This is a genomic window from Blautia sp. ZXY-1-C6 (assembly GCF_056339875.1).
The window spans coordinates 1-13,347 of record NZ_JBWJVQ010000245.1 but is presented as its reverse complement, the minus strand read 5'-3'; the positions used below and the strand labels follow the sequence as shown (position 1 = coordinate 13,347).

Here is a 13,347-nt window from a genome sequence, read left to right as displayed (position 1 = left end):
TGATGCGGGGATCGCCACTGTAATAAGCAGAAATGCAAGTATCTACAGATCAGGCAGTACAGTGGCGGGAAACTATGATGAGAACAGCAGTTTCTATAAAAGACAGAAAGCATTGCTGGATGTGATCGATTATCATATCTATGAAGATAAAGAAGGGTTTCAGGCTGCGTTGAAGAAATCAAAGACAGATTTCGTAGTAACACAGATCGGGCTGGTTGACCATGATTTTCTGACAGAGTGTGGTTGTGAACTGATCGCACAGACGGAATCTTGCTACATTTACAGATTTGATTATAGCAATCCTCGTAAATAATGCATATTGATCCGGCTCATCAGAGCGTGAAATTCTGCCAAGCTGTTTCAAATGCATTAATTAAGAGGCGTGCTATGATCGAAATATCATATATCTTACAAGAGAAGGAGAAAAGAAATGAAAAGTAACATAAAAAGACTTTCGTTCTGCCTTTCAGCACTGATGCTGCTGATACTGGCAAGTCCGCTGACTGTACTTGCAGCAGAGGAAGAGGTGGCTGCATCTGCGAAATTTTACGGCACATTCTGGTCGTTGGTTCCGCCGCTTGTTGCCATTGCACTGGCACTGATCACCAAAGAAGTATACAGTTCACTGTTTGTAGGAATACTGGTTGGTGCACTGTTTTACTCTAATTTTAATTTCGAAGGAACAATCCTTCATATTTTTGAAGGCGGAATGATCAGCGTTCTGACAGATTCTTATAATATGGGTATCCTGATCTTCCTTGTTATTCTGGGAACCATGGTATGTCTGATGAACAGGGCAGGCGGTTCCGCAGCATTCGGACGCTGGGCCGGTAAGAGGATTAAAAGCAGAGTTGGTGCGGAACTCTCAACCATCATTCTTGGTGTACTGATCTTTATTGACGATTATTTTAACTGTCTGACAGTAGGAAGCGTTATGCGTCCTGTGACAGATAAGCACAATGTGTCCCGCGCAAAGCTGGCGTACCTGATCGATGCCACAGCAGCACCGGTATGTATCATTGCACCGATTTCTTCATGGGCTGCGGCAGTCAGCGGATTTGTAGAAGGAGAGGATGGAATTACTCTGTTTGTACATGCAATTCCCTATAACTTCTACGCACTGCTTACGATCTTCATGATGGTGGCAATGGTTCTTATGAAAGTAGAATTCGGACCAATGGGTGTTCATGAGACAAATGCTTTAAAAGGCGATATCTACACAACACCTGCACGTCCTTATGCAAACGCGTCTGAAGATGAGAAAAGTAATCCGCGTGGCAAGGTGATCGATCTTCTGATCCCGATCATAAGCCTTGTAATATGCTGCGTAATCGGTATGATCTATACAGGTGGTTTCTTTAGCGGAACTGATTTTGTAACTGCATTTTCACAGAGTGATGCATCTGTGGGACTGGTGCTTGGAAGCTTCTTCGGACTGGTTATCACGATTGTTTTATATCTGATACGTCGTGTTATGAATTTCAGAGACTGTATGGCGTGTATTCCGGACGGATTCAAGGCAATGGTACCTGCGATCCTGATCCTTACTTTTGCCTGGACATTGAAGGCCATGACAGACAGCCTTGGTGCATCTGTATTTGTATCTGCAATTGTTAAAAGCTCTGCAGGCGGGCTGATGAATTTCCTTCCTGCAATTATCTTTGTGATCGGGGCTGTTATCGCATTTGCGACAGGTACTTCATGGGGAACCTTTGGTATCCTGATCCCGATTGTTGTTAATGTATTCTCAGGAACAAATCATGAACTGATGATCATCTCTATTTCTGCATGTATGGCAGGTGCTGTATGTGGAGATCACTGTTCACCGATTTCCGATACAACCATCATGGCATCAGCAGGTGCACAGTGTGAACATGTAAATCATGTCAGCACACAGCTTCCCTATGCAATGGTTGCAGCAGCAGTATCTTTCCTGACTTATATTATCGCAGGATTTGTACAGACAGCATGGATCGCACTTCCTGCAGGAATCGTTCTTATGGCGATCACCCTGGTGATCATCCGATTAAAATTCGACGATCTGAAAATGTAAATAAAACCGGGCAGTCAGCACAATGCATGACTGCCCATAATTTTTTTATAACAAGGTTACTGTTCACACATCACTATCCCGCGAGGTGTTTTGGCATGAATATGCCAAAATCTCGAGACATACAAGCCAAAATTCCATTGCCGCAGGCAATCTGGAATTTTGGCTACGTTACTGTGAACGGAGTGAACGGTCGTGAACAGTAACCTGGAAATTTTTTCAAAAGGGCAGGAATGGGGAATCGCCTTGTATTTTGTTGGATTTTATTGTATGATATCGAGTGACAGGATATCTCGTTACTGTTCATTTTGTTCTCAGTAACGATATCTTTTTTGTCACTGATTTTATCAAAAAGGAGGATTTTTAAGCGATCAATAATATTGATATTAGTGATTAAATATGTTAAAATGTGCTCATGGAGGTATTGCTATGAACACATCGAATATCACTAATTATAAACCAAAAGATTTTGCTGAATTATTAGGTGTCTCTGTGAAAACATTACAGCGTTGGGACAGGGAAGGAACGCTAAAAGCAAATCGAACTCCAACTGACAGGCGTTATTATACTTACAGCCAATATCTTCAATTCAAAGGCATAAATACAGAGAATGATACTCGACAGGTTGTTATTTATGCAAGAGTTTCTACAAGAGATCAAAAGGATGATTTACAGGATCAGGTATCGTTTTTACGTCAATTCTGTAATGCCAGAGGAATGATTGTAGACCAATGTATTGAAGAGTATGGCAGTGGTTTAAACTATAACCGCAAAAAGTGGAATCAGCTGTTAGACGAAGTAATGGAACAGAAAATTAAAACCATCATAGTTACACATAAAGACAGATTTATCAGATTTGGGTATGACTGGTTTGAAAAATTCTGTATGAAGTTCAACACAACTATAGTGATAGTGAACAATGAAGAACTATCACCGAAAGAAGAACTTGTACAGGATATTGTATCTATACTTCATGTTTTTTCCTGTAGATTGTACGGGCTTCGTAAGTATAAAAAACAAATAGAAAGGGATGAAGAGATTGCTAAAGAGCTTCAAGACGGAAATCAATCCAACTGAAGAGCAGAAAGCCCGGATCCGCAGGACGATAGGAATTTGCCGATATGTCTATAACTTCTACCTTGGTCACAACAAAGCCCTGCATGATAATGGTGAAAAGTTTATGACTGGTAAGAGCTTTAGTTTATGGCTTAACAACGAATACATTCCCAATAATCCTGACAAAACATGGATCAGGGAAGTGTATTCAAAAGCCGTAAAAAAGTCTATCGAAGATGGATGTACTGCTTTTACAAGATTTTTTAAACATCAGAGTGATTTTCCTAAATTTAAAAAGAAAGGTAAATCTGATGTGAAAATGTATTTTGTCAGAAATAACCCAAAGGATTGTCAATGCGAAAGGCACAGACTTAAGATCCCAACCCTGGGCTGGGTGCGTATCAAAGAAAAAGGATATATCCCAACAACAAAGGATGGATATATGATCAGAAGTGGCACAGTGTCTGTTAAGGCTGGCAGATTTTATGTTTCTGTTCTTGTAGAGATTCCCGATGTCAATATTGGCAATAACTCAAACGAGGGAATTGGCATAGACCTTGGACTAAAAGATCTTGCCATTGTCTCAAATGGAAAGACATACAGGAACATCAACAAATCGGCAGGATTAAAGAAACTTGAAAAACAACTGATCCGGGAACAGAGAAGTCTTTCCCGAAAATATGAAAATTTAAAGAAAGGAGAGTCCACTCAAAGAGCAAATATACGGAAACAAAAGCTTAAGGTACAAAAACTTCATCATAAAATGGATAATATCCGTACGGATCACATTAACAAGACAATCGCTGAGATAGTGAAAACCAAACCATCTTACATAACGATTGAAGATTTAAATGTAAAAGGAATGATGAAAAACAGGTGTCTTTCAAAAGCTGTTGCATCTCAGAAGTTTTATGAATTTAGAACAAAGCTTAAAGCTAAGTGTGATGAAAACGGCATTGAATTAAGGGTGGCAGATAGATTTTATCCATCTTCAAAGACCTGTCACCATTGTGGTTCTGTCAGGAAAAATTTAAAGCTTTCAGATAGAATTTACAGATGTGAATGCGGCTATGTTGCAGACAGGGATCTCAATGCGGCACTTAATTTAAAAGATACTAAAACTTACAGGATTGCATGATCAAAAGCAAATGTAAGTATGTACCGAAGGCTATTTCGGGAATTAACGACTGTGGAGTGTACAAGAACCTGTGAGTAGCGTATTGCCTGCAATCGTCAAAACATACACAATGAAGCAGTAAGAAGTATTCGTGAGGACTTCAATTTCTCGATGTGTTTGAGTATGTTTAAACACATTTGGAGTGGCAGGCTTTCATGTCAGATCATTTACCACGTACAAACCGGTGGCTGATCGCACTTTCTGTTATTCTGTGTCTGATACTTGGAGGAATTTTCACCCGTTCTTCCGCTGTGACTTCACAGGCAGATGCCATCAGCGATGCCGGAGCTTTCGTGTCAGAAGATCAGGATTCTGCGGAGTTTACTTCTGAGGAAACATTGACTGATAGCAATGATAATTTTACGGATTCTTCTTCCGGGAAACTGTTTGGACGCACTTCTTCAGATTCATCTGAAGCTTCTCCGGGCGGTCCTGCATTAAGCACTGATATCTCGCCTGAGGCATCAGAGGGCAGCTGGGCTTCCAGTGGAAGTAACTGGATGTTTCTGGTAGATGATAAGCCATACACAGGATGGTTCACAGATACAGATGGGAAACAGTACTATATGGATGAGACCGGTATTATGCAGACAGGCTGGACAGATATCGGAAAGAAGCGGTATTATTTTGATATGGATGGCATTCTGCAGACAGGGACTGTGATAATAGATAAGAAAACTTATGAACTGGATACAGATGGTTCTCTGAAAGGTTATACGCCAAAGAAAAAATCCTCGAAGAAGAAATCTTCAGATAAGTCAGCTACCTCTGACAAGTCCGGTACATCTACGGCAAAGAAGTCGGTTGCCCTTACTTTTGATGATGGTCCCAGCTCTTTTACAGACCGTCTTCTGGACTGTCTGGAAGAAAATAATGCAAAGGCAACTTTCTTTATGGTGGGTACTGAGATTGCCAGTTTTCCGGACGAAGTAAAACGCATGAAGAAACTGGGCTGTGAACTTGGAAACCACACTTATGACCATAAGGATCTGGCGACTCTTTCTTCGGATGAGATCAGTTCAGAAATTGCAAGAGTGGATGAACAGCTTGTAAATCTTACAGGTGAGGGAGCTTCGGTGGTCCGCCCGCCATATGGATCTGTTAATGATACGGTAAAATCAACTGTGGGAACCCCGATGATTCTGTGGTCCATTGACACTCTGGACTGGAAAACGCAGGATGTGGAATCTACGGTTGAGGAAGTCATGAATAATGTAAAAGATGGTTCCATTATTCTGATGCACGATATCTTCAGCACCTCTGTAGATGCAGCCGAGATCCTGATCCCGCAGCTTATCGAAGAAGGCTATCAGCTTGTAACAGTGCACGAACTGGCTTCCCTTCATCAGACAGAATTATCGGCAGGAGTTACATACGGTGAATTTAATCGAATCAAGTAAGTCCCCTGCGGAAGTTGCGAAAAGTAATAAGAACAGCAAAATCTCCAGCAGAAGCTGACAAAAACAATGTCAGAAAAACGGAACGTAAAAATACAGGCAGTTACCACAAGGATAACCGCCTGTATTTTTTACGTTCCATATTCAATTTTATTCAAGTAAATCTCCTCTGATGTATCCGGTCTGACCGTCGTAGTCGATCTGAACCCATTCACCATCAGTACCTGTCTTCTGAACCTGATCACCTGCTGAGATCACGCCAAGGATATCAGCATCTGTGCTGGCTTCTGCGCGTACATTACATTCCTCCGAAGCAGTAAGCATCGTGCCATCTTCTGCCTCTGTTGACACACCTGCTTCCTCCCCAAGACCATTCAGGAATTCTTCAAGAGACGGATCAGATTGCTGTGCCTGATCCAGTTCATTCTGCACCTTCTTTATAAGAGCTGAAACATCACTGTCTGATAACTGTTTTTCCATATATGCGGAAATCTCAGAATCCTGTAAAGCTCCGTTATTGATCACCCAGTTTCCTTCGCTGTTCTTATATACATAGAACTGAGTCAGTGCAGGGGCCTTGGTCTCAACGCCCTGACAGATATACGAGAAACAGGCGTAAACCACGTAAGAATCATCTGTCATACCTTTCTTCGTGTACACATCGCCTACTTCATACCCTTCGATATAATCTTTCAAATTTGTGACTTTTGACTCATCAGACGGTGTGAAATCATCTTCCAGAGTCTTCAGCGTTGCAATATCTTTTTCCCCCAGAGCCTGATAATAGCTCGTGATCAATGCAGTAACGTCTGCATCTGCTGTTTCCATGGGATTGGCGTCTTCTTTCTTCTCGTCAGACTCCCCTTCACTTATCGGAGAAGAAGGAACATTTCCCTGGTCTTCGGATGTGGTTTTCTGTTCATCTCCGGAATTCCCCTTATTACTTCCGGAACAGGCTCGAATGCCGCAAAACAGGACAACCACAATTATCAGAATAGCTCCACCCAGCATAAAATACCGGAGATTATCTGATAACCATTCTCTAAAATCATCCAAGTTCTTGTCCTCCTTATGAGTTACCGTTTGCTCCGTTCACTGCCGCCATACGATTTCTGACAGTTCCCGATTCTGATAACTCCTGTGATACAACGCACCGGAACTGTACATACGTCCCAGGCAGCACGCCTGAAGGGAATCGAACCCCCGCACATGGTACCGGAAACCACTGCTCTATCCACTGAGCTACAGGCGCGTATCTTGAAAATCTGATTTTCAAAGGATTTATATAATTTATTTAATACAAGGTCTATATTATCATAATTACCGAAAAAAGTAAAGTTTTTTATTTTATTACAAAAGATGCATTATTTTGGCTTGTATGTCTCGGGATAGTGGTGTATGAGCAGTAACATTTCCAGAAAAATTCCATCAAAATTTCACCGTTGATAAGATGTACAAAAAATTATATAATAGAACAATGGACGAAAAAATCAGAATAAACAAATATTTAAGCGAGGCAGGCATATGCTCCAGACGGGAAGCCGACCGGATGATCGAAGAGGGAAGGATTACGGTAAACGGAAAAAAAGCAGAAAGCGGTCAGAAAGTCAGCCTGGAAGATGAGGTCTGTGCAGACAATATACCTGTCTATAAAAATGAAAAAAAAGTACTGCTTCTTTTTAACAAACCCAGAGGGATCGTGTGCAGCACAAAGCAGCAGTTTGATGAGACGACGGTAACAGATTATCTGGATTATCCTCTGCGTGTTTATCCTGTGGGCAGACTGGATAAAGAATCACAGGGCCTTCTCCTTCTGACAAATGAAGGAGATCTGGTCAATAAGATCATGCGCGCCGGAAACTATCATGAGAAAGAATATTTTGTGACAGTGAATAAGCCGGTGGACAGGGAATTTGTCCGAAGGATGAGCAAGGGAGTCCCTGTTCTTGATACAGTGACCAGACCATGCAGAGTGGTGCAGACAGGAGAATGCAGCTTTCGGATCATTCTGACACAGGGACTGAACCGGCAGATCCGCAGAATGTGCCGGTATCTGGGATATGAGGTACAGAAGCTGAAAAGGATCAGGATCATGAATCTGACTCTGGACGGGATCAGAGAAGGCGAATACAGAGAGATCACAGCACAGGAATGGGAAGAACTGAACCATTTACTGGAATCTTCCACAAGTGAAACAGTGATCAGAACAGGAGAACAGAATGGAAACAGCAGCGATCATGCGAATGAAAGAGCTGGTGCAAAAGCTGGACAGGGCAGCAAAGGCGTATTACCAGCAGGATACAGAGATCATAAGCAACAGAGAGTACGATCAGATGTACGACGAGCTTCAGGCTCTGGAGAAAGAGACAGGCACTGTTCTGGCAAACAGCCCAACCATAAGCGTAGGGTACGAGGCAGTTGACCAGCTTCCAAAAGAAGAACACGAATCCCCCATGCTGTCTCTGGACAAGACTAAGGACAGAGAAGTTCTGAGGGAATTTATCGGGGAACACAAAACGCTTCTGTCATGGAAGCTGGACGGACTGACGATCGTTCTTACCTACGAGAATGGAGAACTTGCCAAAGCAGTTACACGTGGAAACGGTGTGACAGGAGAGGTTGTCACCAATAATGCCAGAGTATTTAAGAACGTTCCTCTTAAAATCCCGTATCAGGGAAGACTGGTGTTGCGTGGGGAAGCGATCATTACCTATTCGGACTTTGAACGGATCAATGAATCCATAGAAGACGTTGATGCGAAATACAAGAATCCGAGAAACTTATGCAGCGGTTCTGTCCGCCAGTTAAACAATGAGATCACAGCCCGCAGGAATGTGCGTTTCTACGCATTTACGCTGGTAAGCGCCGACGGGGTTGATTTCCATAATTCAAGAGCCCGGCAGTTTGAATGGCTGAAAGAACAGGGATTTGATGTAGTGGAATACAGGACAGTCACAGCTTCAATGCTGGATGAAGCCATGGAATATTTTTCAACTGCGATCACTGAGAATGATTTTCCGTCAGACGGACTGGTTGCTCTTTATGATGATATTGCATACGGAGATTCCCTTGGAAGAACAGCGAAATTTCCCAGAAATGCTTTTGCATTCAAATGGGCAGATGAGATCAGAGAAACCCATCTTCTGGAGATCGAATGGAGCCCGTCAAGAACAGGGCTGATCAATCCGGTGGCTGTTTTTGAACCGGTTGAGCTGGAGGGAACCACTGTGAGCCGCGCCAGCGTACACAATGTGAGTATTCTAAAAGAATTGCAGCTTGGTATCGGGGATACGATCACTGTATATAAAGCAAATATGATCATTCCGCAGATTGCAGAAAACCTCACACGCAGCAGTAAACTGGAAATTCCGGATACCTGCCCTGCATGTGGCCATGGAACACAGATACAGAAGGTAAATGATGTGGAGGCACTTTACTGTACAAATTCTGACTGTGCCGCAAAGAAGATCAAATCCTTTGCACTTTTTGCAAGCAGGGATGCCATGAACATTGACGGACTGTCAGAAGCAACACTGGAGAAATTCATTGCAAGAGGCTTTATTCATGATTTCGGAGATATTTTTGAGATTGGAAAGCATCGTGATGAGATCGTGGAGATGGACGGATTCGGGGAGAAATCCTTTGAGAACCTGATGACCAGCCTTGATAAAGCTAAGGAGACTACTCTTGCGAAGGTGATCTACAGCCTTGGAATCGCCAATATCGGTCTTGCCAATGCAAAAGTGATCTGCAGGCATTTTGATGATGATCTGGAGAAGATCCGCCATGCAGATAAAGAGGAAATCAGCTCTATTGATACCATCGGACCGGTAATTGCCGGAAGTCTGACTGATTATTTTTCAAACGAGGATAATAACAGAAAACTGGATCATCTGATGAGCCATCTGACTGTTAAGAAAGAAGAAAAGACAGGTGAGCAGATTTTCCGGAACATGAATTTCGTTATCACAGGAAGTGTGGAGCACTTTGCAAACAGAGCACAGGCAAAGGAATTTATTGAGTCTCTGGGAGGCAAGGTGACCGGATCAGTAACATCGAAGACGAACTACTTGATCAATAATGACACAACTTCCAATTCTTCAAAGAATAAAAAAGCCAAAGAACTGGGAATTCCAATCCTTTCGGAAGAAGATTTCCTGAAGATGGCACAACAATAAAATAATAAGAACAGGAGATAAGATAATGCCAATTAAAATACAGAGCGATCTGCCCGTAAAAGAGATTCTGGAAAAAGAAAATATTTTCGTGATGGATGAGTCACGTGCATCCCATCAGGATATCCGCCCCATTCAGATCCTCATTCTGAACCTGATGCCTCTGAAAGAGGAGACAGAGCTTCAGCTTCTGCGTTCCCTTTCCAACACACCGCTGCAGGTAGATGTCACTTTTATGGCAGTACAGAGCCATGAAGCGAAGAATACATCTGTGAGTCATCTGAATAAATTTTATCAGACATTTCCGGAACTGAAAAATAACAAATACGATGGAATGATCATCACAGGTGCTCCTGTAGAGCAGATGGAATTCGAAGAGGTAGACTACTGGAAGGAACTGGTAGAGATCATGGACTGGACAAACACCCATGTTACCTCCACCATTTATCTGTGCTGGGCTGCACAGGCAGGACTCTACCACCACTATGGACTGAAAAAACGCAAACTTGATAAGAAGATGTTCGGTCTTTTCTGGCATAAAGTGATGAACCGTAAGATTCCGCTGGTACGCGGATTCGACGATATGTTCCTTGCACCTCATTCCAGACATACGGAAGTTCCCATCGAGGATATCCATAACTGTAAAGAGCTGACAGTGCTTGCTGAATCCGATGAAGCAGGGCTTTTCCTTGCAATGGCAGACGGCGGCCGCAAGATCTTTGTAATGGGACATCCGGAATATGATCGTGTGACTCTTGACGGTGAGTACAAACGTGATGTCAGCAAAAACCTGCCCATCGAAATCCCGGAGAATTATTACAAAGACAACAACCCGGAAAACAGACCGCTCCTTATGTGGAGAGCACATGCGAACAACCTGTATACAAACTGGCTGAACTACTATGTCTACCAGTCAACTCCGTTCGACCTGTATGGAACACCGGATTTTGAGCATATTTAGGGGATTTGCAGGAAATTCAATTTCACATATTTTACTGTATTTTCACATAATTTCATGCGAAAATGGAGTAAAAATGAGGTCAAACATGTGAGAAAATGGTGTCAAAACTGAGCAGTACAATGCAGATACAGTAGTGACACTGAAAGATTTTCCGAAAATCTCCATGACATTTGCAGAGATGTTTGAGAATGTAGAATAATCAGTTGAGATAAGAAAGGACACAACAATCATATGAACATAGGAAACAATATAGGAAATATCATGAAGATCACAGGCGCATGGAACACCTTTAAGAGCAATCATCCCAAGTTCCCGGCATTCTGTCAGGCAGTTTCACGCAAAGGACTTAAAGAAGGAAGCATTATTGAAATTGCGATCACCACTCCTGAGGGAGAGAAGATAGAGACAAACCTGAAAGTAAAGGACAGTGACCTGGAATTACTGAAACAGTTGTCTGACCTGAAAATGTGAAAAAGTTTACAAAAATTTTATTTGAATAACAGGTATAAATCTGCTATAGTATTCTATGTTGGTTAAGTTGATTATTATTCGTTCCCATATATAAGAATGATAGGTTCTCAAAAGAAAGAAGAGGAAGAAAATTGCGTAAAAAATCACATATTTTATTAGCAAGATACCTTGCGGATCAGATGCAGACCACAGCAAGCCTGCAGTCTCACAGAAAGGCTTTCTGCCTGGGCAGCATTCTGCCGGATATCAAACCGTCCTTTATCACCAGGAGACACGAGTTCTACGGAACATTTGAAGATGTCAAGAACCGGATGAAAGAACTGGCAGATATCAGACCGGATGAGAGTAACCAGAGAGTTTACTGGCGGCGGTTCGGCGAAGTGATCCACTATATGGCGGATTATTTTACCTTTCCTCATAACAAAACATATACAGGAAGCTTCAGCCAGCATAATCATTATGAGAAAGTACTTAAGAACAGACTGAAAGAATGTATACAGCAGGGAGAAGCACATGCATATCTGGAACCGGCCATCCGCTTCGCAGATTTCCCCACCCTGATCGATTATATCGAAGCTACTCATGAGAAATACCTCAACAAGCTCCGCAGCGTGGAAGAGGATATACGCTTTATCCTGAATATGTGTTTTCAGGTAGTGCAGGGACTGATACAGATCTGCATTGGTAATAAGAACTTTGCAGGAGCCATTCAGGCAGCCTGACAGAGATACGCTAAGAATACAGGAAGGCTGTGTGGAAATCATATCCGCACAGCCTTCCTGCATTCTGAAACATATCTTCCTCACTGCTTGTTGCTTTTCGCAACTTCTGCAGGGGGACTTACTTGATTCGGTTAAAATGTGACAAAAAAATGAATTTTGGTCAAATCTGGAATTTACCTGCCCTGAGCTGTTGATTTCAAAAAATGATTATGCTAGAATAAAACAGGTTAATATTTCGGGATAATTCACTTATGAAATAACATAATAATGTGAAAAGTAATTTAGACAGTATGCCCTTATAAACAGGGGGTAAGGACATGCTCACAGTAAGAAGGGAGCAATTTAGATATATGAAAAACAAGTATCTTACCAGATTCTTATGTCTGACATTGATGTCAGGAATGGTATTATCCGGTCCTGCGTCCGTACTTGCAGCAGAGGATACTGCTGCGTATACAGCAGACGGTTCTGATTTCAGCGATTCCGGTGATTTTGATTCAGGATCAGAGGATCCGGCGCCGGCAGATCCGACTCCTGCAGAGCCAACACCTGCGCCGGTAGACCCGACTCCTGCACCGGTAGATCCGACACCAACAGATCCGACACCAACACCTGCAGAGCCAACACCTGCACCGGCAGATCCGACTCCGACACCAACAGATCCGACTCCGACACCTGCGAATCCTACACCAACACCGTCTTCACAGATTACGAAGGCAGCCCAGGATGTGATCGACAGAATCAAAGAGTTGAACGCACAGACCATCACGCTGGAGAAGAAAGCCACTGTTCAGAGCATCCGCACTGCATATAATGCCTTGTCTGATACAGAGAAGGCACAGGTTTCTAATTATAATCTGCTGGTTCAGGCAGAAGCGACTATTGCTCAGCTGGAAGCGCAGAAGAACAATGCGAATACGAATAATCCATTTACGAGTAATACCAGTGCTGCACAGACCGGAACTCCGGTATATTATGCGTCCAATATCCACGCAGGTAAGGATTTCTATCTGGACAGCCTGAAGAATAACTACAATCTGACCTTCTCAGATGATTTCGCTTCTGTTATGGATGAGATCGAGAAGGAATATAAAGAGAAGAACAAAGTGGCAGATGCCAGCGATGTAAACGGCAGCAAGACCACCACATCTGCAGACAGTCTTCTGGTAAGAAACTGGCAGGATATCCTTGCAGTCTATGTATATCAGCAGAGCCAGGATGGAAAAACAGAATTTACCCTGGATTCTTCCTGCAAGAAAGACCTTGCGAAAATCTTTGCAGAGATGAACCCGATCGTAAGGGACAAGCAGGATATCACTCACGTTACATACGCTAATC

The 13,347-nt window shown here is 42.6% G+C and carries 9 protein-coding genes, 1 tRNA gene and 3 pseudogenes; 11 read left to right on the top strand and 2 right to left on the bottom strand.

Annotated elements, in window-relative coordinates:
• The 5 genes and pseudogenes from AC075J_RS15985 to AC075J_RS15965 all read left to right on the top strand — a co-directional run.
• Positions 1 to 313, top strand: a pseudogene (locus AC075J_RS15985) (hypothetical protein); the annotation flags it as partial.
• 162 nt (positions 314 to 475) lie between these two features.
• Entirely contained in the window at positions 476 to 2,053 is a 1,578-nt protein-coding gene (locus AC075J_RS15980) for a Na+/H+ antiporter NhaC family protein (protein ID WP_390388391.1), read from the top strand.
• Positions 2,054 to 2,494: 441 nt separating this feature from the next.
• Positions 2,495 to 3,127 carry an IS607 family transposase gene (locus AC075J_RS15975; RefSeq protein ID WP_182437486.1) on the top strand — a complete coding sequence of 211 codons (633 nt, stop codon included), beginning with the start codon at positions 2,495 to 2,497 and terminating at the stop codon, positions 3,125 to 3,127.
• The gene (locus AC075J_RS15970) at positions 3,081 to 4,244 is read left to right on the top strand and encodes an RNA-guided endonuclease InsQ/TnpB family protein (RefSeq protein WP_118613584.1); all 1,164 of its coding nucleotides are present in this window, start codon (positions 3,081 to 3,083) and stop codon (positions 4,242 to 4,244) included. The genes AC075J_RS15975 and AC075J_RS15970 overlap by 47 nt, the downstream gene beginning before the upstream one ends.
• 194 nt (positions 4,245 to 4,438) lie before the next feature.
• On the top strand, positions 4,439 to 5,683 hold the full coding sequence (locus AC075J_RS15965; protein WP_118613586.1) for a polysaccharide deacetylase family protein: 1,245 nt from the start codon (positions 4,439 to 4,441) through the stop codon (positions 5,681 to 5,683).
• Between the two features lie 147 nt (positions 5,684 to 5,830).
• Here the strand turns inward: AC075J_RS15965 and AC075J_RS15960 are convergent, their stop codons facing one another.
• Positions 5,831 to 6,736, bottom strand: coding sequence for an SH3 domain-containing protein (locus AC075J_RS15960; protein WP_020993940.1), 906 nt, complete (start codon positions 6,734 to 6,736; stop codon positions 5,831 to 5,833).
• Positions 6,737 to 6,860: 124 nt separating this feature from the next.
• A tRNA-Arg gene (locus AC075J_RS15955) sits at positions 6,861 to 6,932 on the bottom strand.
• A 198-nt stretch (positions 6,933 to 7,130) separates the two neighbouring features.
• Between AC075J_RS15955 and AC075J_RS15950 the strand changes: the two are divergent.
• The 6 genes and pseudogenes from AC075J_RS15950 to AC075J_RS15925 all read left to right on the top strand — a co-directional run.
• A pseudogene (locus AC075J_RS15950) lies at positions 7,131 to 7,811 on the top strand (pseudouridine synthase); the annotation flags it as partial.
• A gap of 88 nt (positions 7,812 to 7,899) precedes the next feature.
• Entirely contained in the window at positions 7,900 to 9,858 is a 1,959-nt protein-coding gene (gene ligA / locus AC075J_RS15945; protein ID WP_118613588.1) for an NAD-dependent DNA ligase LigA, read from the top strand.
• A 25-nt stretch (positions 9,859 to 9,883) separates the two neighbouring features.
• On the top strand, positions 9,884 to 10,816 hold the full coding sequence (gene metA, locus AC075J_RS15940) for a homoserine O-acetyltransferase MetA (protein ID WP_055149331.1): 933 nt from the start codon (positions 9,884 to 9,886) through the stop codon (positions 10,814 to 10,816).
• Between the two features lie 231 nt (positions 10,817 to 11,047).
• Positions 11,048 to 11,287 (top strand): hypothetical protein, encoded by a 240-nt coding sequence (locus AC075J_RS15935; protein WP_008703324.1) that lies wholly within the window; start codon positions 11,048 to 11,050, stop codon positions 11,285 to 11,287.
• A 131-nt stretch (positions 11,288 to 11,418) separates the two neighbouring features.
• Complete coding sequence (locus AC075J_RS15930; RefSeq protein ID WP_055053092.1) at positions 11,419 to 12,009, top strand: zinc dependent phospholipase C family protein; 591 nt, start codon at positions 11,419 to 11,421, stop codon at positions 12,007 to 12,009.
• Positions 12,010 to 12,359: 350 nt separating this feature from the next.
• Positions 12,360 to 13,347 (top strand): annotated as a pseudogene (locus AC075J_RS15925) (hydrolase); the annotation flags it as partial.